This window comes from Vibrio sp. dhg (genome assembly GCF_003443775.1).
GTDB lineage: Bacteria > Pseudomonadota > Gammaproteobacteria > Enterobacterales > Vibrionaceae > Vibrio > Vibrio natriegens.
Genome location: NZ_CP028944.1, coordinates 975,215 through 997,156, shown reverse-complemented (window position 1 = coordinate 997,156; position 21,942 = coordinate 975,215). Strand labels below are relative to the sequence as shown.

General features: G+C 45.9%; 23 protein-coding genes. 16 read left to right on the top strand and 7 right to left on the bottom strand.

Annotated elements, in window-relative coordinates:
- The first annotated feature begins 334 nt into the window (after positions 1-334).
- From DBX26_RS20190 to DBX26_RS20165, 6 genes are all read left to right on the top strand, one after another.
- Positions 335-2,143, top strand: a complete 1,809-nt coding sequence (locus DBX26_RS20190; RefSeq protein ID WP_118120718.1) for a sodium:proton antiporter — start codon at positions 335-337, stop codon at positions 2,141-2,143.
- A gap of 210 nt (positions 2,144-2,353) precedes the next feature.
- Positions 2,354-3,373, top strand: coding sequence for a type 2 isopentenyl-diphosphate Delta-isomerase (fni, locus tag DBX26_RS20185; protein ID WP_065297896.1), 1,020 nt, complete (start codon positions 2,354-2,356; stop codon positions 3,371-3,373).
- A 189-nt stretch (positions 3,374-3,562) separates the two neighbouring features.
- Entirely contained in the window at positions 3,563-3,826 is a 264-nt protein-coding gene (locus tag DBX26_RS20180; protein ID WP_118120717.1) for a DUF3012 domain-containing protein, read from the top strand.
- 192 nt (positions 3,827-4,018) lie between these two features.
- Positions 4,019-4,420, top strand: coding sequence for a GFA family protein (locus DBX26_RS20175; RefSeq protein ID WP_118120716.1), 402 nt, complete (start codon positions 4,019-4,021; stop codon positions 4,418-4,420).
- 235 nt (positions 4,421-4,655) lie between these two features.
- Complete coding sequence (locus DBX26_RS20170) at positions 4,656-6,335, top strand: LruC domain-containing protein (RefSeq protein ID WP_118120715.1); 1,680 nt, start codon at positions 4,656-4,658, stop codon at positions 6,333-6,335.
- 10 nt (positions 6,336-6,345) lie between these two features.
- On the top strand, positions 6,346-6,801 hold the full coding sequence (locus tag DBX26_RS20165) for a hypothetical protein (protein ID WP_118120714.1): 456 nt from the start codon (positions 6,346-6,348) through the stop codon (positions 6,799-6,801).
- A gap of 136 nt (positions 6,802-6,937) precedes the next feature.
- Here DBX26_RS20165 and DBX26_RS20160 read toward each other — a convergent pair whose 3' ends face one another.
- Positions 6,938-7,288, bottom strand: a complete 351-nt coding sequence (locus tag DBX26_RS20160; protein WP_118120713.1) for a rhodanese-like domain-containing protein — start codon at positions 7,286-7,288, stop codon at positions 6,938-6,940.
- A 258-nt stretch (positions 7,289-7,546) separates the two neighbouring features.
- Between DBX26_RS20160 and DBX26_RS20155 the strand changes: the two genes are divergently transcribed.
- The gene (locus DBX26_RS20155) at positions 7,547-7,837 is read left to right on the top strand and encodes a co-chaperone GroES (RefSeq protein ID WP_014233602.1); all 291 of its coding nucleotides are present in this window, start codon (positions 7,547-7,549) and stop codon (positions 7,835-7,837) included.
- A gap of 32 nt (positions 7,838-7,869) precedes the next feature.
- A complete protein-coding gene (gene groL, locus DBX26_RS20150) occupies positions 7,870-9,468 on the top strand; it encodes a chaperonin GroEL (RefSeq protein WP_065297891.1) in 1,599 nt (532 codons plus the stop codon).
- Between the two features lie 89 nt (positions 9,469-9,557).
- Here groL and DBX26_RS20145 read toward each other — a convergent pair whose 3' ends face one another.
- Positions 9,558-10,166 (bottom strand): LysE family translocator, encoded by a 609-nt coding sequence (locus DBX26_RS20145; RefSeq protein WP_118120712.1) that lies wholly within the window; start codon positions 10,164-10,166, stop codon positions 9,558-9,560.
- A gap of 103 nt (positions 10,167-10,269) precedes the next feature.
- Here DBX26_RS20145 and DBX26_RS20140 point away from each other — a divergent pair, with 103 nt between their 5' ends.
- Positions 10,270-11,133 (top strand): LysR substrate-binding domain-containing protein, encoded by an 864-nt coding sequence (locus tag DBX26_RS20140; protein ID WP_118120711.1) that lies wholly within the window; start codon positions 10,270-10,272, stop codon positions 11,131-11,133.
- An 87-nt stretch (positions 11,134-11,220) separates the two neighbouring features.
- Positions 11,221-11,583: a VOC family protein gene (locus tag DBX26_RS20135; RefSeq protein WP_065300723.1), complete on the top strand. Its 363-nt coding sequence runs from the start codon at positions 11,221-11,223 to the stop codon at positions 11,581-11,583.
- A 72-nt stretch (positions 11,584-11,655) separates the two neighbouring features.
- Here the strand turns inward: DBX26_RS20135 and DBX26_RS20130 are convergent, their stop codons facing one another.
- Entirely contained in the window at positions 11,656-12,600 is a 945-nt protein-coding gene (locus DBX26_RS20130; RefSeq protein ID WP_118120710.1) for a helix-turn-helix domain-containing protein, read from the bottom strand.
- 196 nt (positions 12,601-12,796) lie between these two features.
- On the opposite strand from DBX26_RS20130, the gene DBX26_RS20125 reads away from it, so the two are divergent.
- From DBX26_RS20125 to eat, 3 genes are read left to right on the top strand one after another with little or no spacing between them, the layout of a single operon-like run.
- Positions 12,797-14,209, top strand: coding sequence for an ethanolamine ammonia-lyase subunit EutB (locus DBX26_RS20125; RefSeq protein ID WP_014233608.1), 1,413 nt, complete (start codon positions 12,797-12,799; stop codon positions 14,207-14,209).
- Positions 14,202-15,080 (top strand): ethanolamine ammonia-lyase subunit EutC, encoded by an 879-nt coding sequence (gene eutC, locus DBX26_RS20120; RefSeq protein WP_118120709.1) that lies wholly within the window; start codon positions 14,202-14,204, stop codon positions 15,078-15,080. Before DBX26_RS20125 ends, eutC begins: the two co-directional genes overlap by 8 nt.
- An 11-nt stretch (positions 15,081-15,091) precedes the next feature.
- The gene (gene eat, locus DBX26_RS20115; protein WP_014233610.1) at positions 15,092-16,495 is read left to right on the top strand and encodes an ethanolamine permease; all 1,404 of its coding nucleotides are present in this window, start codon (positions 15,092-15,094) and stop codon (positions 16,493-16,495) included.
- 101 nt (positions 16,496-16,596) lie between these two features.
- Here eat and DBX26_RS20110 read toward each other — a convergent pair whose 3' ends face one another.
- The 4 genes from DBX26_RS20110 to DBX26_RS20095 form a co-directional block, all read right to left on the bottom strand.
- A complete protein-coding gene (locus tag DBX26_RS20110; RefSeq protein WP_118120708.1) occupies positions 16,597-17,073 on the bottom strand; it encodes a peptide-methionine (S)-S-oxide reductase in 477 nt (158 codons plus the stop codon).
- A gap of 105 nt (positions 17,074-17,178) precedes the next feature.
- On the bottom strand, positions 17,179-17,535 hold the full coding sequence (locus DBX26_RS20105; protein ID WP_014233612.1) for a VOC family protein: 357 nt from the start codon (positions 17,533-17,535) through the stop codon (positions 17,179-17,181).
- A 24-nt stretch (positions 17,536-17,559) separates the two neighbouring features.
- The gene (locus tag DBX26_RS20100; RefSeq protein ID WP_118120707.1) at positions 17,560-18,213 is read right to left on the bottom strand and encodes a nicotinamidase; all 654 of its coding nucleotides are present in this window, start codon (positions 18,211-18,213) and stop codon (positions 17,560-17,562) included.
- Positions 18,214-18,245: 32 nt separating this feature from the next.
- Positions 18,246-18,971, bottom strand: a complete 726-nt coding sequence (locus tag DBX26_RS20095) for an NUDIX domain-containing protein (protein ID WP_014233614.1) — start codon at positions 18,969-18,971, stop codon at positions 18,246-18,248.
- A gap of 299 nt (positions 18,972-19,270) precedes the next feature.
- Here DBX26_RS20095 and pncB point away from each other — a divergent pair, with 299 nt between their 5' ends.
- The 3 genes from pncB (at position 19,271) to DBX26_RS20080 (ending at position 21,874) form a co-directional block, all read left to right on the top strand.
- On the top strand, positions 19,271-20,581 hold the full coding sequence (gene pncB, locus DBX26_RS20090; protein ID WP_118120706.1) for a nicotinate phosphoribosyltransferase: 1,311 nt from the start codon (positions 19,271-19,273) through the stop codon (positions 20,579-20,581).
- A 191-nt stretch (positions 20,582-20,772) separates the two neighbouring features.
- Positions 20,773-21,132 (top strand): hypothetical protein, encoded by a 360-nt coding sequence (locus tag DBX26_RS20085; RefSeq protein WP_014233616.1) that lies wholly within the window; start codon positions 20,773-20,775, stop codon positions 21,130-21,132.
- A 223-nt stretch (positions 21,133-21,355) separates the two neighbouring features.
- The gene (locus DBX26_RS20080; RefSeq protein ID WP_014233617.1) at positions 21,356-21,874 is read left to right on the top strand and encodes a glycine zipper 2TM domain-containing protein; all 519 of its coding nucleotides are present in this window, start codon (positions 21,356-21,358) and stop codon (positions 21,872-21,874) included.
- Positions 21,875-21,942: the final 68 nt, after the last annotated feature.

The following is a 21,942-nucleotide window of genomic DNA, read 5'->3' as shown; positions in this document are numbered from 1 at the left end:
GCCTCATGAGGATTCTTAACTTTGAGCACCCAAGTTAAAGCTTAGTTCACGGTCTATACCTGTGAGCGTTGGGATGCTAGGTTCCGCCTAAAATTTTTAGAAACGCTGAAAGAACATTCTACATGTCGAATGTGAGTAGGTAAGTCTCCCTAACGGGAAATGCAGTAAATTCTTAGACTTGCGCGATGATTTGGGGCTTATGTTTCTCTTTTTGGTAATTTTTCGTGCGTTGAACGGTGGAGTAAACGTGAACTCAACTATATTAGTAATTTCAAGCAATAAGATTGTCTCTTGCGTGTTTACGCTAAAACAACGATAAGAATAGGTGACATAGATGCAAGTTGGTAATGAAGCGCTGGTGCTATCAGCGGTTGGGGTGATTGGTTTAGGGTGTCAGTGGTTAGCTTGGCGACTTCGTTTGCCAGCGATACTGTTTTTGCTGTTGGCTGGCCTTGTTGTCGGGCCATTAATGCAGTGGCTGAAACCGGATGAAATATTAGGAAACTTACTCTTTCCGTTGGTCTCGCTGGCAGTGGCCGTTATTCTGTTTGAAGGAAGCCTAACGCTAAATTTTAAAGAGATTCGCGGAGTGAGTGGCTCAGTGTGGAGTATTGTCTCTTTTGGCGCGATTATCTCTTGGGCCGTGACGAGTGTGGCGACACATTATTTCTTGGGTTTTTCATGGGAGCTGGCAATGTTGTTTGGCAGCTTGACCGTCGTAACGGGGCCTACCGTGATTGTCCCACTGCTAAGAACTGTAAGACCAAACAGCACTCTGGCTAATATTCTGCGTTGGGAAGGGATTCTGATTGATCCGCTTGGTGCGCTATTTGTGGTCATGGTTTACGAGTTCATCGTGTCACACAGCGCGGTCAATAGCGCCGAAGTCTTTGCCAAGATCATCGCCGTTGGTGTCATTCTTGGCGTTGCATCTGGCGCGGCGGTGTCCGCAGCGTTGCGTCGGGCATGGTTACCAGAATATTTACAGCCGTTTGCCGTGTTGATGGTGGTACTTGGCGTCTTCTCGGTTTCCAATCATTTAGAATCTGAAGCAGGGCTGCTTACTGTTACCGTTATGGGGATGTGGCTCGCCAATGCAAAAGAGATCAACATTCAGCAGATATTGCACTTCAAAGAGCACTTGACCATTTTGCTTATTACCGGCTTGTTTATCTTTTTAGCCGCTCGCATAAGCTTGGATGACTTTACTGCTCTGGGTTCTGGCGCCTTGATGCTATTTGTCTTCATGCAGTTGGTCTCGCGTCCGTTATCAATATTCCTCGCTACGATACGCAGTAATTTAGGTCTCAAGGAAAAACTGTTTCTGTCATGGGTTGCACCGCGTGGTATTGTTGCGGCCTCTATTTCGTCTCTTTTTGCTATTAAGCTAATCGAATACGGCGTCAGTGGTGCTAGCCTGCTTGTACCAATGACCTTCATGGTAATTATTGGAACCGTTGTGCTACAAAGTGCGACGGCTCGCCCTGTCGCGGTTGCCTTAGGGGTCGCAGAGCCTGCACCGAGAGGTTTCTTGTTGATTGGTGCGAACCGAGTTGCCAGAGAAATAGGTCAGGCATTAGCGCGTTATGACAGGCGTGTTCTCATGACGGACTCAAACTGGGAATACATCAGTCAAGTTCGTATGCTCGGCCTGGATTATTACTATGGGAACCCGATATCCAGCCACGCAGACGATAACCTCAACTTAATTGGTATTGGCCAGGTTGTCGCCCTGACGCCGGATCAACATTTCAACATTATGGCTTGCATGCAGTTTGTCGATGAGTTCGGCGAAGATAAAGTGCATTGTCTGCAAAAAAACAAAACAAACGGTAATGGTAGTGAAAAGCACACCGTCGCACAGGAATATCATGGCAGGCTGCTGATGGGCGGGAATGTCAGTTACAGCCAACTGGCGAGTTTATTGAGCCGTGGAGCGGAAATAAAACATACTAAGCTCAGTGACAGTTTCACCTATCAGGATTATTTGGCGCATCACAATAGCAATTTGCTCACTCCACTGTTTTATGTGGAAGAAAAGGGCAAAATTCATTTCTGTGATGATCCCGAACAGTTTGCTCCAAATACGACCAGTACGGTGGTGTCTTTGATTATGCCTGAAAGCAATCAACAGCCGTTATAGAATCTATTGAGTTGGCATCTTGCCGGTTTTTTATCCAAGCTTATAAAAGCTGCTGGCCTCACATGCGTTAAACTTGTGAGGTAAAAAGCAAAGTAAATCAATGGTCTTGGCAGGTTTAAAGGAAGTACGGCGGATATTTCAGAAATTTCGCATTGACGTTACTGACAAGGATCGCAATACTGCGCGACTGTTTTACTTTAGGGTGACATTATGGCTCCGCAAACTAATCGAAAAGATTTACACCTAGACGCTGTTTTACATCATGACATGAGCATGAAGCATAAAACGGCGGGCTTCGAGTCTGTCGAATTTGAGCACTGTGCGCTGCCAGAATGTGACTTTAACGCCATCGACCTGTCTACCGAGTTCTTAGGTCGAAGACTGGCTCTGCCATTTTTAATCAGTTCGATGACAGGTGGAGCCAAAGACGCGGAAGCAATCAATTGCCGTTTGGCTGAAGCGGCAAGTGAATTAGGTATTGCGATGGGAGTCGGCTCTCAACGCATTAGTCTGGAACAGAGTCTGAACTCAGGTTTAGGCCGAACGATTCGGGATCTGGCTAAAGGTGTGCCGTTGTATTCCAATTTAGGTGCAGCTCAACTGCGTGATAAAGAAAATTTGGACAATGCTCAACGAGCCGTAGACGCTATTCAAGCCGATGCTCTCATCGTACATGTGAACCCGATGCAAGAAGCTTTTCAGGCAAATGGCGACCACAACTGGATTGGTGTGATTCATGCGATTGAAAAACTGGAATCACGAGTGGATGTTCCGATCATCGTCAAGGAAGTCGGGTTTGGTATTAGCGGCTCTATGGCTGAAAAACTGGTCGACGCAGGTGTTAAAGCCATTGACGTGGCGGGTGCTGGCGGCACTAGCTGGAGTGCGGTCGAAGGTTTTTGCCAGGAGAATGCCCGTATGAAGCGTGCAGCGGAGCTGTTTCGTGACTGGGGAATACCAACGGCTACCTGTCTTGAACAAATTCGCGCTCAGTACCCTGCGTTACCTTTAATCGCATCTGGCGGTGTTCACAACGGGTTAGAAGCTGCCAAAGCGATCCACTTGGGCGCTAATTTGGTTGGCCAGGCGGGTGCTGTACTGAAAGCCGCGACAATAAGTACTCAAAACGTAGTCGAACATTTCGAACAAATGGCACTGGAATTACGTTTGGCGTGTTTCGGTACCGGATCGGCGAATCTATTTTCTTTGCCTACAGCGAAGCGTTTATAGTCGCAGGACGATGTGTGCGCTAGTCCAATGATTTTAGATAAATTGTCGATGTCTTAACACGTAGACTGATAATTTAGTTATAGTTTATACAAAAGTCGCTTCAAGATGTTGTGTTCGACAGTCATGTTTGATTGCCTCATCTGGGCGTTACTTGTCTAGAACATTCTTTGACACTGGAACCTAAATCTTATGAATAAATTGGTAATGTTACTGTTGGCGTCTGCGGCTTTAACTGCTTGTAGCGACGAAGTTGGCACCGAGAGTTGGTGTAACGACATGCGAGACAAACCAAAAACTGAGTGGACAACAGAAAGTGCCATGGATTTTGCTAAGCATTGCGTCCTTCAAGATGGCGTGGGCAGTGAACAGTGGTGTAAGGACCTGAAAGAGAAGCCAAAAGGCGACTGGACTGCGAATGAAGCGTCTAGCTACACTAAACACTGTATTTTCTAATTGAGCTGAAACGCTCAATGTTTATCTCCCAAAGCCAAGCTCACTGCTTGGCTTTCTTATATCAGCAAGCTTTTATTACCTTTTCATTTCATTTTTGAAAACCTGTATTTCCCTTCTTTTATTTGTCTTATACCAATGGCATGTTTATCTCTAAATCAAGCTTATGTACTCACGACTAAGGAAGAGGCGTTCATGAAACTACTTAAAGGCTCATGCTTGTGTGGCAAAGTAAAATTAGAAGTGGCGGATGAATTCAAATACATGGGAAATTGCCATTGCTCTGAATGCCGGAAGTTTACGGGCTCTGACTATTCTTCGGCTGGTGGCGTTGCGCTGGATAAACTGCTGATAACGGAAGGTCAAGACAACATTCAAGCCTATAAAAAGAGTGAAAATACCGAGCTGTGCTTTTGCCGTCATTGCGGTTCGAGTTTGTATTCGAAAAAGAATAACGGGATCGTAAACATTCGTCTGGGCGTTTTGGATGATGCTCCTTCACACAAGCCAAGCTTTCACATTTTTGTTGGCTCAAAAGCGCCGTGGTTAGAGATAACCGACAACCTGACTCAGTTTGAGGCGGGACCAACGTTTTAGGCCAAATCCTTCACTATCGTGAGGCGAATACCAACGCCTCGCGCATTAAACCTAAGTGTGCACGAGCACGCTTTCTAGGCTCCCAAGGCTTCTATTTCGCTTGTCATGTTCATTCTCAAAATGAGAAAAAATAGAATTATCAACATAACTAGTTGTGAAGTAGTTGATTTTATTTAGGCACCATAATTGCTCTTTCTTGCATATGACCAACGTCCGGTTTAAGAAGGGGAACATTATGAGAACAGGGAAACTACTTGCGCTTTCTGGCTGCTGCTTATCACTTTCAGCGAATGCGCTCACGACCAGTGATTTTACTTTTGAATCTGGTAGTGACAGTTCAAATTATTCAGCAAAAGGTAAACCCGTTAATACCTATTCGGTTGCAGAATCTTTACCACAAGATGTGCTTAGCAACGTTTACTCTATGCTGCCAGAAGGCACGCTCGTCAACAGTGCCTTTATTGCGCCAGAACGTTATTCCAGCATTGATATTGATGACGAACTGAATGGTGCGGAGTTCGCAACAGCAAAAGTCACCTTTTTGAATGAGGGAGCGGGGTATCGAAATACGCTCGGTTATTTCGTTTTTGATACGAACAATCCACCCGTCAATAAAGATGAAATCGAAGCGCACGTGATCATTTTTCCTAACACATCTAAAGCACCAGATGGGGAGATGCAAGAAGGCGACACGATCGATTTAAATGTGCAGCTCACCGCAGGTCAAACTCTCGCATTCTTTATTATTCCGAATGGCTGGGGGTGGTCTGGTTCGTATAACAACATCGCCAGCCTTGGCAGTTGGGGCACGCCGTTTTATAGCTTCTCGAGTCTGAACCCAGAGTCGACTTCAGAAAATCGTCGTCACAATGTGGCATTTATCGACACGCAAAATGAGTTTCTCGTGCTGGGTTTTGAAGATATTTTTCGTCCAGATGGCGACAACGATTTCAACGATTTGCTGTTTACTGTCGAAGTCAGCCCATTCACTGCCATTGATGGCGTCAACACCGATGGCTCCACAGATTCGAAGTACGAGCCACTAGTGCAGGAAAACAACCCAGAAGTCACGGTGACCTCGGTGTATCCAAGCTCAGATACCTACGCGACGATGGCGTTTGAAGATCGCTGGCCACTGATGGGCGATTACGATTTCAATGATGTGGTGTGGCGTTATCGTGTCACCGAGTTGCTAAATGGTCAGCGTGAAATCAAAAACATCACTTTTGATTTCACGCTGCAGGCGATGGGAGCAGGGTTCTCTAACGGTTTTGCTATTCATCTGCCAAATGTAGACCCAACCAACCTTGCGTCGACAGAACTGACACGAAATGGTGAACTCGTTACTCATCAAGTGGTGCAATCCGGTGGTGAGGCGGTGCTTGTGGTCTCGGAAAATTTGCGCAAAGACTTAGAAATATTGGGTGAGTTAGACAGCAGCTGCACTTTCTATCGCACTCAAAACGCGTGTGTTGGCCAACAAACATCTGATGTTCTTAATTATCAACTCACGGTTCAGCTATCGAACCCCGTGTCACGTGAGCAGGTAGGGTATCCGCCGTATGATTCTTTCATCTTTGCTTCTAAAGATTTGTACCATGGCGACTTTACTGCAACCCCTCCAGGTATGAGTTGGCAAACACACTTCAAATCCTTCGCGGGAACGAGTGAGATGAATAATACCTTCTTCAATCAGCACGACGATAATTCCGGTGGCTCTGAATCATTTTTGACGGACAACAACATGCCGTGGGCAATCAACATTCGTGATGAGTGGGATCATCCGGTCGAAAACGTCGACATCAGTAAAGCGTATAAAGCTTTTCCAACTTGGGTAACCAGCAGTGGCGAGTCAGACACTAAGTGGTATCAAGCCTCAACTGCTAACAAAGTAATTCCTGCGACTCAGCAGTAAGGAGCCTGACATGAAACATTCAACAAAATTACTTATCACTTCGTTGATTTCGGCGCTAACCGTGGCTTGTGGAGGCGGCGGTGGAGGTGGTGGTTCAAGCACTCCTCCTACCCCAGCAGTAGCAGAGGTGAGCGACAATACGGCGGATATCGTGGCGGAACGAGATTTCTCATTCGATATAGGTGAGAAAATTACTCTCTCTGTTAACTATACTGGCTCGACTGAGGGAGCTTTGCACCTGTACTCAAAAGCGGCGTATACCACAGAAAATGGCACAGTGATTGCCGATCCAACATCGCGTGTGACGACTGTTTATCCAACGGAGACGGAAGACGTAGAGCTAGAAGTGAACGGAAACTGGACGCACCTTTACGCTCAATGGGTACCGATGAGTGCCAAGGAGTCTGAGCAAAATTGGTCTATTGCGCTAAACAACACCAATAACAACTATCACCTTGATTTTTAGTGTGATTTTACGAAGAATAGGGGGCGCTCGCTTAAAAGGACTTAAGCGTTTTTTTAAACTAGGGGAACCAACAGAGCGCGTTGTGATAAATCGGCAACGCGTTCTGCTTTTTTATCGACAAGAGCAAATCAAGGCGCTATTTAGCGCTTTGTAACTCTTCAAACCCACCTGCGTTATGCAGATTAGTGAAACCTTGAGATTGGAGATACTGATAGGCTTGCGCTGAACGGTTTCCGCTGCGGCAGTACAGAACGATCAATTGATCTTTCTTAACGTCTTTAAAATGCTTATCCAGTTCAGACAAAGGGAAGTTCACCGCATTGTCTAAATGCCCTTGAGAGAATTCTTGCGGAGTACGCACATCGACGATCATTGCGCCTTGCTCTATCAGCTGCCAACCTTGCTCTGCGCGCTCAGAAGCCGCGACGTTCGGAGCAAGCAAACCTAAGCTCAGCGTTGCAAGAACCAGAGAAATTACCTTTTTCATACTTTCGTTATCCTTATCAAACTAAGTGTGCCACTGCGTACTATGCCCACCATCATAGATCCAATAAGAGTGATGGTGAATGAGAATTTCCAATAAGGGGCGTTGTTCAAACCAATAAAAAATTTTTATGAATTTGCCCCTTGAACTCCAATTTTTCGACCTTATTATTTTCAGCGTAAGCGAGCATACGACTCGCAACTTCATCTTTATGTTCAATTTTTGTCTTTTATTTTTTGTATTGAGTAGGAGGCACTCCAAATGAAAATTCGTCCTTTAAATGACAAGCTGCTTGTTGAAAGACAAGAAGTGGAAAATACATCAGAAGGGGGAATCGTTCTAACTTCTCAATCGGTTAAAAAGTCCAACCGAGGTAAGGTCATTGCAGTTGGTTTAGGTAAGCGTCTGGAAAATGGCGATCGCGCAGCGATGGAAGTCAAAGTGGGCGACCAGATCATTTTCAATGACGGCTACGGTGTGAAAACTGAAAAAATTGATGGCGCAGAATATTTGATTCTGTCCGAGTCTGATGTGTTAGCAATCGTTGAGTAATTGTTTTTGTAGTAGTTTTTAAGGAGATAACCATGGCTGCAAAAGATGTGTTATTTGCTAATGACGCGCGTCAAAAAATGCTGAAAGGTGTGAACTTACTTGCGGATGCAGTAAAAGTGACACTCGGTCCAAAAGGTCGCAATGTTGTTTTAGATAAATCTTACGGTGCGCCAACCATCACGAAAGATGGGGTGTCTGTTGCGAAAGAAATCGAGCTGAAAGACAAATTCGAAAATATGGGCGCACAAATGGTGAAACAAGTTGCGTCCAAAGCGAACGATGAAGCGGGTGACGGTACAACAACCGCAACGGTGTTGGCACAATCTTTCATCAACGAAGGTCTTAAAGCGGTGGCTTCGGGCATGAACCCAATGGACCTAAAACGCGGTATCGACAAAGCCACCGAAGCGGCGGTTGAGAAACTACGTGAAATGTCCAAACCATGCAGTGACAAAGAATCCATCACTCAAGTTGGTAGCATTTCTGCAAACAGCGATCGTGCGATCGGTGAAATCATTGCAGAAGCGATGGAAAAAGTAGGTCGCAATGGTGTGATTACCGTTGAAGAAGGTCAAGGCCTGGACAACGAATTGTCTGTGGTTGAAGGTATGCAATTCGACCGCGGTTACTTGTCGCCATACTTCATCACTAACCAAGAAAATGGCAGCGTAGAGCTAGATAATCCATACATTCTTTTGGTGGACAAAAAAGTCAGCAGTATCCGTGAGCTATTGCCAGTGCTGGAAGCGGTGGCAAAATCTTCTCGCTCACTATTGATCATTGCTGAAGACATCGAAGGCGAAGCGCTGGCGACACTGGTCGTGAACAACATGCGTGGTATCGTACGCGCAGCGGCCGTGAAAGCACCTGGGTTTGGTGACAACCGCAAAGCGATGATGGAAGACATTGCGGTACTAACCGCGGGTACCGTTATTTCTGAACAAATCGGTCTAGAGCTAGAAAAGGTAACGTTAGAGCAACTGGGTAGTGCGAAGAAAGTTACTATCAACAAAGATACAACCACAATCGTAGGTGGCATTGCCAAAGCCGAAGCGATTGCTGATCGCGTGGCGTCGATTGAAAAACAAATGGAAACCACGACATCTCAATATGACAAAGACAAGCTACAGCAACGTATTGCGAAGCTTTCTGGTGGCGTAGCGGTGATCAAGATCGGTGCGGCAACCGAAGTTGAGATGAAAGAGAAGAAAGATCGCGTGGACGATGCGCTACATGCAACTCGTGCCGCGGTTGAAGAAGGTATTGTCGCTGGTGGTGGTGTGGCTCTAACTAAGATCGCGAAAGAATTGGCGGATCTAAAAGGTGAAAACGATGATCAAAACGTTGGTATCCGTGTTGCACTCCGTGCAATGGAAGAACCTCTTCGCCAAATCGCAGCCAACGCAGGTGATGAAGCATCCGTAGTTGCGAACGCCGTAAAAGCGGGTGATGCAGATTACGGTTACAACGCAGCTACGGGTGAATACGGCAACATGATCGAAATGGGCATCCTCGACCCAGCGAAAGTAACACGTTCTGCGCTTCAATTCGCAGCGTCTGTTGCTGGTTTGATGATCACCACAGAAGCGATGATCACTAACCACGTAGATGACAAAGAGCTTGATATCTAACGAAGTGAATCGTTAGTGATTAAGTCATTGTTATACAGCCATAACATTGCAAAGTTAAAGCGGGCTCAGATGAGTCCGCTTTTTTCTAATTATTTCAATCCAAGCATAGCGCCGAACAGGATCAAGCCCGCTCCGCAAGCTTGATTGAGTCGATGCTTCACCTTGAGCAGTAGTGTTTGTAGATATGGCGAGGTAAACAGTACCGCTACCATCGAGAACCAAATGCCATGCAACGCAATCATGTACGCCCCATAGATCAGAGCGCTGTTTTGGTTGTCCGCTTCAGGGTTGATTACTTGACTAAAGATACTTAAGAAAAACAACATCGTTTTTGGGTTGAGGACGTTACACAGAAAGCCCTGAAAAAAGAACTGCCAATCAGGAGCACACTCGTGTGCGGCTTGCCCTTCAGCTTGCTGTGATGGTGAAGCAAAAAGGCCTTTTAATCCGAGGTAAACCAAATAGGCCGCACCTAAGTAACGAATCATACTAAACAGCCATTCATTTTGTGAAATTAAGTAACTGATCCCGAATAAAGAGTAGGAGATATGTATTGAGATAGCGAGGCTAATTCCGACTGCGCTCCAAATGCCCGCGCGTCTGCCTTGGTTAATGCTATTTTTTAATACCAACACAAAATCGGCTCCAGGGCTAATAACGATAAGTATGCCTAGTAACGCAAGGCTGAACAACTCCATGATGACTCCTGCTTATTTGTTGTTATGGACACACGAATTGTAGGCTGACAACTCGAAGACTATAATCGAAACAAATTCCAAAACCTGTGAGAATAATTCACACATGAGGCACCTAAAATCCTTTCAAGTTTTTCACTTTGCGGCGTCTTCATCCAGTTTTACAGAAGCGGCAGATAAGCTGAGCATTACTCATGGTGCAGTGAGTAAGCAGATAAAAGTGCTAGAGAGCTATCTCGAACAGCCTCTGTTTTACAAGCAAGGTCGAAATGTCTTTCTCACGAAAGAAGGGGAAATATTGAAAGGTTATACGCAGCAAGCTTTTCAGGCTTTGGAAAACGGCGTGAGCAAATTACAGCAACAAAAGCATCAATGCTTAGAGGTGTCGTGTGAACCAACCTTGACCATGCGTTGGTTGATGCCGCGGCTGTCTGATTTTAATGAGGGATGCGGAGCTGACGTTCGTTTGTCCACGGCTGGGGGGCCAGTAGCACTAGGTTCAACGGGGCTCTCTATGGCGATTCGTCGAGACGATTTTGAGCCACTGCACGAATACCCAAAAACGGTATTGGTTGAAGAGTGGGTGGGTCCTGTTTTCTCTCCAAATTATTGGCAGCAAGTTAAACAAGACGTGTGCAAAGTTAAGTTATTACACAGCAAAACCAGACCGGACGCTTGGAGAGAATGGATGGCAAGCGCTGAGCATCCAGAAATGCGTGAGAATACGCAGCAGACTTTTAACCATTTCTACTTTTGTATCCAAGCCGCGATAGATGGTTTAGGTGCTGCGTTAGGATCTTACCCTTTGGTGATGGATGATCTTGAGCGTGGTAATCTCATTGCACCTTTTGGCTTCACGTTATCAGGCTACGATTATGTTTTACTTCATCAAGATAAGGCTCTAACTCAATTAGAACGGAAGTTTGTGGATTGGTTGCAGGAACAAATAGCAGAATGCGTACCATCGTAATAAGAAATCAAGGAGCTAGCTGGTGAGATGCTCTCGCGTTGATTAAAGTTGATTGATAAGCCGTGTTACTGAATTTGGAACTAGGAAATGGAAAACCTGAATATTGTAGAAATAAAGTCGTTTGTACCAGCCAAGGATTATGAGCTTTCAAAGCAGTTTTATCAGGAAGCTGGTTTTGAGATGGCATCCGATTTTGGCGACGTGGCGTACTTCTTCCGAGGGAAGCATGCTTTCCTTTTACAAAACTTTTATGAGCCGGAACATTGCCATAACTTTATGATGCATTTGCTGGTGGAAGACGTCCAAAGCTGGCACCAGCATCTGTCACAATTGAATCATGATAAGTTTGGTTCCCGTCTTACTGATTTGGTCGATCAGCCCTGGGGGATGCGTGAATGCTGTCTGTTTGACCCAAGTGGTGCGTTGTGGCGTATTGCTCAGAATATCTAAGCCTTACAAGCGTGTATAGTTCGAAATCACTTGAGAGGAAGTGATTACTTACTTCTGAAAAATCTCATTTCATCAGAGGTATTGCCTTGTTTCCGAGGGCATTTCACCAAACAGTTGTTTGTAACTTTGGCCGAACTGTCCGAGATGGAAAAAGCCAAAGTCAAAGGCTATCTCTGCGATGTTACGAGTTTCTTGAGGATTTTGCAGAATACGGCGTATCTGATTCAGTCGCATTCGATGAATAAATTGTTTCGGAGAAGTATCGCAGCACGCTTCAAATGTATATTGCAACGTTCGACGGCTAACATGTACAGCCTCACATAGTTCACTTACGGTAATTGGGGTTCTGTAATCCTGATTTTCCAAATATTGTCGAATGCGGTTCATCACAACTTGTCGCTGAGAGGATGCTTTTGGCGCGGCTTCTTGCTGCGAACTTAACGAAAACAGTTCCATCAGGACATCTTTAACGACCGTTTGATGCGTTTCGCACGACCATCTCGCCTGGTTGGGATCAAGTAATATGCCCAAGTAATATTTGAGTTGTTGAATGTGACGCTCGCTTAAGCCAGACAAGTAGAGCTCTTGCCCTTTAACATCGTCAAGCTCGAGTTGCTCTTTAAGCTGCTGAACAAAACCTTGCTTTAGCACCATGCCATAAATCGAAAAGGCTTCTGGCGTAATTAACTCAAAGTCTACTCCCCCTTGGCGAAGTAAAAGCTTGTCAGCATCAAGTTGTGAATGGTTGATATGCAACGCTTTATCTTCAACGCTTATCCCCAGCCAAACCCCACCTTCCTCGACACGGCATTGCTGTCTGAGTGCACGGTTACTGTCTTCACGAAATACGTGCACACTGTTGAATCGTCGCTCTCTGATTTGCCCTAGGAAGCGGCCATTACTGATTTGGTCATATTCCTGTTGCCAATTGACAAGGCTTGCTGCTTGTTGGTTTGCATCTTTTGTGGGATTGGTGCACAAAGTTGGTGCGGCAGAGATCTGTTCATCATTCATCATATTTACTTCCGATGCCTGTGTAGTGAATCAAAGTAGGGCAAAACATAGTTAACGTACTGTTTAAAAACCCTTTTTTAACATTGCCGATTTTTGATAATCATCGGGAATGCATTTCGCTTTAATCCCTATAGAAACTTATAGAACTATCAGCAGAAAAATTGCAAAAACTGAACCATGTAGTTGAAGGGGAAGAATCATGACCGCAACTTATCGTCGGCAACAAGGAAGTAAGGTGTATACCTTTGAGTCATTGGCAGACTTGATGGCGAAAGCTACGCCGGAGCGATCTGGCGATGCGCTGGCCGGAGTATGTGCCGAGTCAGCCGCAGAGCGCGTCGTGGCGCAAATGACGTTATCCGAGCTGCCTCTAAAAACCTTTCTAAACGAAGTCGTGATCCCGTATGAAAGCGATGAAATCACGCGCTTAATTATTGATACTCATGACCGTGAAGCCTTTCAACCGATCGAACACCTGACGGTAGGTGACTTTCGCAACTGGTTGTTGAGCGAACAAGCGGACAGTGTCACGTTAGCCAAAATTCGTCCCGGTCTAACGCCTGAAATGGTGGCGGCGGTCAGCAAGATCATGCGCAATCAAGACCTGATTTTGGTCGCGAAAAAGTGCCAGGTAGTGACGGCTTTCCGTAATACCATTGGGTTACCAAGCCGCTTATCCACCCGTTTGCAGCCTAATCATCCGACCGACTCTCTTAATGGCATAGCCGCGACGATCTTTGATGGCCTGATGTACGGCAACGGTGATGCGGTAATTGGCATCAACCCGGCAACTGACAACGTACCTCAAGCCGTCAAGTTGATGAAGTTGATGGACGAAGTTATTCAGCACTATCAAATTCCTACCCAATCTTGTGTTTTGACCCATGTGACCAACACCATCGAGGCGATCGAGATGGGTGCACCTGTCGATCTGGTTTTCCAGTCAATCGGTGGCACACAAGGCACCAACGACACGTTTGGTATCAACCTAGCTGTATTAAAAGAAGCGCACGAAGCAGCGCTTTCACTTAACCGAGGAACGGTTGGTAACAACGTGATGTATTTCGAGACCGGACAGGGCACGGCTTTGTCTGCAAATGCTTTTCACGGTGTCGATCAGCAAACCTGTGAAACTCGTGCGTATGCCGTAGCAAGGCAGTTTGATCCGTTGTTGGTAAACACTGTGGTTGGTTTTATCGGGCCTGAATACTTGTTTGATGGCAAACAGATCATTCGTGCCGGTCTGGAAGATCACTTCTGTGGCAAGCTTCTTGGGCTGCCGATGGGCTGCGATATCTGCTACACCAATCATGCTTACGCTGATCAAAATGACATGGACAACCTGCTGACACTATTGGGTGTTGCTGAGTGTTCTTTCATCATGGGCATTCCGGGTTCTGATGACATCATGCTCAACTATCAAACCACTTCATTCCACGACGCGTTATACGCGAGAAAAGTGCTGGGATTAAAGCCTGCGCCTGAGTTCGAACAGTGGCTTACCGACATGCAAATTTTCGAAGACGTACACGAGGTGCGTTTAAACGACCGCATTTCTAATTCGTTTGCCGGCGCAATTTCACAGCTGAATAAGGGGCGTGCTCATGGGTAAAGTGGTTTCAATCTCAGACGGCGCGACAGCAAAAGTCGTGACACGTAATCCTTGGGATAAATTACGTGAGTTTACTTCTGCACGTATCGCTCTGGGTCGCAGTGGAAATAGTGTTCCGACGGATGAATTGCTCTCTTTTCAGCTCGATCACGCCCAGGCGATGGACGCAGTGCATTGTACTCTGAATGTAGACTCTCTGGTCGCCCAGCTGTCCGACTCTTACTCGATTCTCAAACAAACACTTGAGCCACCTGTCGTGGTGACAAGCAAAGTCACCGATCGATTCATGTATTTGCAGCGACCAGATCTAGGCCGCCAGCTTGATGAAGCGTCCTGGAACACGCTTGAAGCCATTGGCAAGGAACACAATACCGAGCTCGATTTAGCGATCGTTATCGCCGATGGCCTTTCTTCTGTCGCGATCCAGAACCATGCCTTACCTGTTATCAGCCGCTTAGTTTCACTAATGAGTGGTGATGAAGAACACCAATGGAATTTAGCGCCTATCGCTATTGTGAAGCAGGGGCGAGTCGCGGTCGGTGATGATGTCGGCCAGTGCTTTAATGCCAAAGCCGTGTTGGTTCTTATCGGCGAAAGGCCAGGACTGACATCGCCAGACAGTATGGGCATGTACCTGACTTGGGGAGCGAAACGCGGCTCGAAGGATTCCGACCGAAACTGTATTTCTAACGTGCGACCGCAAGGGCTCAATTATGACGATGCCTGTCAGCGCGCATTCTATTTGCTTAAAGAGGCTCGAAGACTCCAACTCTCAGGCGTGAACTTAAAGGACCGTTCTGCCATTGACGAAGAGAGTGGTGGCGATCTCGAAGATAAGCACAACAACAATTTCTTAATTTCTAAAATGTAGAGGGATTTACTATGTCTAATCATCAGGAATATCTGGCTAAAAGACAGTTAAAAAGAGGGACCGCAGGCTGGATTCTGCTTGCGGGGCTGGGCGTATCGTATGTTATCTCCGGGGACTTTGCCGGATGGAACTTTGGTATCGCTCAGGCAGGCTGGGGTGGATTCCTTATCGCAGCGATTGCGATGGCGGTGATGTACCTAACGTTGGTTTTATCATTGGCGGAAATGTCGGCGGCGATTCCGGCTGCTGGTGGCGGTTATAGCTTTGCGCGTCAGGCAATGGGACCGACGGGCGGCTTTTTTACGGGTTTATCTGTACTTATTGAATATGCGCTCGCGCCTGCTGCGATTGTGATATTCATTGGTTCAGCGGTGAATGAATTGATTGGTATTGATGGCCCTGTTGTCTACGCACTTTTTTATGCCGTCTTTATCGGAATTCACATGGCTGGTGTGGGTGAAGCGCTAAAGGTCATGATGGTTATTAGTGGATTAGCGGTGTTGGCCATTTTGGCGACCGCAGGTGTACTGATAGGTGACTTCGACATCAATAACCTGTTTGATATTGCTCCAGCAACTGCTCAGGCAACAGAAGCGTTACCATTTGGCTGGTATGGCGTATGGGCTGCACTGCCGTTTGCGATGTGGTTATTCCTCGCGGTTGAAGGGGTTCCTTTAGCGGCAGAAGAAGCGAAAAACCCGGCGAAAGACGTGCCAAAAGGCATTATCGGTGCAATGTTATTCCTTCTACTAACTGCGACTCTTGTGGTTGTGCTATTAGCTGGCGCAGTAGGTTCACAAGTTATCGGTGATAGTGCGGTACCATTGGTTGATGCACTGAAGCTGACAGGTAATCCGACTATTGCTACTGCCGTTAACGTACTTGGTCTGGCTGGTTTGATTGCGTCGTTCTTCTCAATCATTTACGGCTACAGCCGTTTGGTATTCGCGCTTTCTCGTGCTGGCTACCTGCCACAAAGCTTGTCACTAACAAGTGATAAGAAAGTGCCGACTCGTGCACTATTTGTTCCGGGTGTATTTGGCTTCTTAGTCTCGCTGACAGGTGAAGGTGATTTGATTCTGGCAATGGCTGTTGTTGGCGCAACCGTATCGTACGCTTTGATGTCACTAAGCCACATCTTGCTACGCATCAAGCAACCTGAGCTACATCGCCCATACAAAACACCAGGTGGTATTGTTACTTCAAGTATCTCGTTGGTGCTTTCTTTAATCGCGATGACTGGCGTTTATGCATTTGATCCTTCAGCGTTCTTTATGACTATGGGACTGTTCGTTATCGGTGGAGCGTATTATGGACTCTACAGCCGCAACAAACTGGTTGCGACTTCAGCAGAAGAAGAGTTTGCAATGTTGTCAGTGGCGGAACAGGAATTGGAAGCAGAAGGCGCTCGTTAAGTTCTTCTTAGAAGATACGATTGTAAATAACTAAAAGGGAGCCTTGTGCTCCCTTTATTGTTTTGAAATCCGTCTGAAAATTATTCAGCGAATACTGGCTGTTAGCGGTTCTTATACTTGTGTAATAAGTCCAGAGGGATATGGCAGTAATCATCCGGGAAGCGAGTTAGCCTGTCTTGGTGTTCGTCATCACTTGGCACGTAGTTGGTTAACTCACGTACTTCGACCACGATCTTAGCGGCATCTTCTCTATTTGCGATGTAGCTTCTTACTCTGTCGAGGTGTTGCGGGCTTTGGCTATACACACCCGTTCGGTATTTTTCACCGACGTCCTCACCTTGTTTATTGACGCTGTAAGGGTCGATGATTTCGAAGAAGTAACCCATCAAATCTTCGATAGATACTTGCGAAGGGTCGAATTGAGTGCGTACACATTCCGCATAACCGTCGTAATCCGTGGCAGTGGAATTTGTCGTGCCGTTCGCGCGACCCGCTTCGGTTGCAATCACGCCGGGAAGGTGGCGCATAAACTCTTGTACGCCCCACAGGCAGCCGCCCGCAAAATAAATCTCTTGCATAAATCTGTTCACTTAAAAGTTTGGCGCATTATGTCGTGGCGTCACAGTCAAGTGCAAGGCGCGACTTGCTAATCAGACCACAAGAGCATGTTTCTGGCGGTCGAATTAGTGACTTTCTGACCAAACCGCAAACTCATTGCCACTTGGTTCAGTAAAGTGGAATCGACAACCGCCGGGAAACTCAAAGATTGGGCGCAAAATATGCCCACCATGTTGTTCCACCTTGGACAAGGTCGCCTGAATGTCCGAACTATAAAAGACCAACAGTGCTGCGCCATTTGAGGTGTGACTGACAAGCTCAGACTTGAAGAATCCGCCGTCTAGTCCTTGTCCAGAAAATGCGCTGTAATCCGGACCGTAATCGACAAATGACCAGCCAAAAACTTGCTCAAAGAACTGCTTTGTCGCACTCAAATCTGTACTGCCAAATTCTACGTAGTTTAATTTTTCGTGTTGGTGCATGGTGACTTCCTTATCGTGATGATGTTATGCAAACTGCTCGACAATGATGTCATCAGCACAGTCAACAAATAACGCGCCGTTTTGTTTCATTTCAGCAATCACATCATCAAGGGTATCTGGCAATACTGCGCGTGTCGAAGCAAGATTCACAACGACTTTAAACCCGAGATCTAATGCCTGCATCACCGATTTTTTTACGCAGAAATCGAGCGCTAAGCCACCGACCACAAGCGTATCGATGTCGTTACATTTCAGGAACTCATTCGCACCAGTCGTTTTGGTATCAGCGACGTCATGGAAGAATACGCCGTATGGATGCGCGTTTGGATCCATGCCTTTATTGACTTGGAAATCATACTCCAGAACGGGCGGCAATCCGTCTAACAGTTCAACACCGGTCGTGCCGAGTACGCAGTGGCGATTCCATTTTACGTCGACGTTTGGCAGACCAACAGGCTCTAACATATTGGCTGGCGTTTCTGCGTCCCAAGCGGCTTTAGGCGGGTGTAAGTCGCGACTTACCAATTTTAAGCGACCTTTTGCGTGGTTTTTAAGTAGTTCCGGTACTATTTCAAGGGCTCCTGCTACGGGTAGTTCGTCAGGGCAAAGCTCACTGAACCCTTTCTCAGGATCCACATCGAATACCGCAGTGGTTTGATAGTTTACTCGAACAGTCATAGCAGACTCCTTGTCTGTCTGGTTGCCTGCGCTTATCCACGCAAACAGTTTTGGAAAAAAGTGACTTCGTCGCTAGTGAGTGTGTACACCATGGCTGGTTTACCACCTTTACCTTTGTTTGTGGAAGCGACTTTGTTGGTTGGTTTCAGTACGCCTGAGTCGATCAAACGGCGCTTGATGGTCATGCGGCTGATGTCGATCCCAAACTCCTGATAAGCAGAAATGATGTCGGCAACCAAAAACTCTTTGTCTAACGCGAACAGAAGTACGGACGTGTATTCGATAGAAGCGCGCAACTTTTGCCAGGCTTTTTCGATGGTATTTTGATGGTCAAAAGCCAGAGTTTCCTCACCATCTAGGATGGCCTGCAGCGGGAACCACTTTAGGTGACATTCTGGAACGCCAGCGTTGTTTATTTGCTCAACATTGTTTCGATCCACTAAGGCATAGTGGGTGATGTTTAAACTCCAGTCGTCTGGATCTCGCTTCGGATCACCATCAATAAACGCTTCACTGAAATGACGAGGGTAAGTATGGATTTTTTCTCGGCAAATACGGCGACGTGCCGCTTCGAAATTTTCATCCGCTGGACGCCCGCCTTCATGGGTCAAATCTTTATCAAAGACAAATCCACCCGGCAATGCCCATACGCCATGGTATGGTCGGTTCGGATTTGAACGTTTAATCAGCAACACTTCCAATCCTTTATTGGCACAGCCAGAAAGTCTGAATGGAATGATGTCGACAGTTACGATCATGGTTGGGTCCTAATAATAAGTTGTAAGTAATCTAGCGCATAATAAGTGTTCATTCAATGGGTAAGTAACGATTTGTTCGTAACCATTTTTGCTTTGTTGAGGGCTCAGTTTGGGTATGAGATTAACGATATTTTTGAGTTATTCACAACTGGTATCCGTTTTTTAAAAATAAAAACCTTATTAAAAAGAGTGGTTAGTAACAAAAGTTGACAAACTAATGATGGGTGTTTATTGTTTACGCAAATTAGTTAGTAACAAAAAGTTATATACTCAGGGAAGGGTATGTGGAAGGGCTCCGAATGACAACCAATCTATTTTCTTCTCGCATCATCCAAAGTGCTTTGGACTTTGATGTCTACAAAGTGAACATGATGAGCGCTGTTGCCGCTCTGTATCCTGATGCGATGGTGTCATACAAATTTATCGTTCGTAGTGAAGAAGATCTGTCTGATTTATTGCCCGAGGTAGAAGCTGAAATCCTTAAGCTTCAAGACCTTCGTTTTACAGACGATGAAATCAAGTACATGAAAAGTGTCGCTCCGTATCTCAAGCCCGAGTTTGTCGATGCATTACGCCACTTCCGCTTTAATCCACAAAATGATGTGTCGCTGCACAATAAAACGATGCCAGATGGTTCCAGCCAATTACGCATCACGATCACTGGGTTGTGGAAAGAGACCATTTTGTACGAAACCATCATCATGAGTATCGTTTCTGAAGTTCGCAGTCGTTTGCGTTGGTCTGATATTCCGTTACAGCAGTTCCAGACGGTATTGCAAGATAAAGTTAGTTATCTTAAGTCGGAGCTGAAGCGTCGTAATATCTCGAGTTTCAAATTTTCCGATATGTCGACTCGACGTCGTTTCTCCTTCCAGGCACAGCGAATCATGCTTGAGTATTTGTGTCAGGAGTTACCAGATTGCCTGACAGGGACCAGCAACTACCATTTAGCGCGTGAAATGGATCTCACCCCGATTGGCACTGTGGCTCATGAGTGGTTCATGGGGCATCAGGCGTTAGTGAATGTCCGTGACTCGCAGAAAATAGCATTGCAACGCTGGCAGGAGATGTTTAACGGTGCGTTAGGCATTGCACTGACGGATACGATCGGTATTGATGCTTTCCTTAAAGACTTTGATGAAGAGCTCAGTAATGCCTACTTTGGTGTGCGTCATGACAGTGGTTGCCCATTCGCTTGGGGCGAAAAAATGATTCAGCATTATGAATCGTTGAATATCGACCCGATGACCAAGACCTTGGTGTTTACCGATGGATTGAATTTTGAACAAGCGTTAGACATTTGTGAGCACTTTCAGGGTCGAGTTCAGGTTAGCTTCGGTATTGGTACTTTCCTCGCAAACGACATGGGCGAATATATTAATGATAAAGGCACGGCTTATAAGCCTTTATCCATGGTAATTAAAATGGTCTCCTGCAACGATTCGCCTGTCGCGAAAATTAGTGACGAACCAGAGAAAGCGATGTGTGAAGACATTTTCTTTTTGATGAATCTAAAGCGCCGCTTTGAACAGCCTTTAGATTTAGATGAGTGCCGTGATCTCATTGATCGCCTAGAGAATGAAGGGCAAAACTATTTGATTGATGCCTGATCGCCATTCTATATCTCCCTTGATAATTACCCTCTATCGTGTCGACAAAAATTAGTTAGGCTAACGTGGAGGGTGATTTCGTTATAGTATCTTTACCCAACGTTACCCACAGCGAGTTCGCTTAACTGTGTGTCTAACTGCTTCTTGATGACTTTGGGCTTCAACGTAATAGCTTGAATCAGGAGTAAAAAATGAATTTAGTTGTACATTTGCAGAAGAAAGCAATAAGAAAATACGGCTATGAAATGGCAACTCGTCAGGCTTGGAAATGTGGGATCAAAGCCAACTTGGTGAGACGGGTAATCGGCTTGTTCAAAGGGCAAATCGTGTGCGTAGTTGAAGGTTGCCGTGCAGAGCTGTCTTCGCCTATCAATAACCCGCTCCATGATGATGAAAAACAAGGCCGCTACATTTTTGTTGGTGGTTTGTGTTGGGAACCAAACAACATTATTGCCCCGGGATTTCCCGATTTTATGTTTATGCACGTGCGTAGTATGAGTCACCGACATAAATACTTATCAGACGATGAACTGTTCCTCAGTTTAGCCTGAACCTCAGTATCAATCAGTTTCGCTTAATAAGATTGCATCAGTGATAGGTGTCGTTGATGCAATGTCGGCTCAATTGACATGCCGTTAGTTATTTCTTAACGCCATTTTTAAAAAACGCTGTTTTTAACGTTCTAATGACAGGGCGCTCATGTTCGCTTGATGTGTATTTGTGCTTCCGACTTACTATACCGGACATAGAATAAACTATGCTGGGATGTAAACCATGAATACTAAATCTATTGCAATTGCGGCCGTGGTTGTTGCTGTATTAGCAGGCTGTAAGGAGAAAACGCCGCCAGCTCCGACTCAAGCTAACATCACTTTGATTGAAGCAGTGACAGAAACAGTCAAGAACCCTCATCAAGTGTGTAAAGATGTGGTGGTAACACAGCAAGTTGCACCGACAGATGACAATAAAATTCTTGGTACTGTTGGTGGCGCTGCGGCTGGTGCTGCGCTTGGCAACCAGATTGGTGGTGGTTCTGGTAAGATCATTGCTACGGCAGCAGGGACAATTGCTGGTGCATTAACAGGTCGTAAGATCCAAGAAAATGTGCAAAAGGGCGATGTGGTAACGACGACGAAGCAGCAATGTCACACCGAATATACCACGTCAGAAAAAGTGGTTGGTTATGATGTCACCTATGAAGTCGCAGGTGCACCAACAACAGTTCGTCTAGCAAGTAAGCCAGCGACGAAAAGCTTCCCAATCCAAGACGGTAATGTCGTTCTGCCACAGTAATTGGGCGTTAGGCTACACATAAATAAAAACCCCTTTGTCTTTTGGACAACGGGGTTTTTGTCTATCTG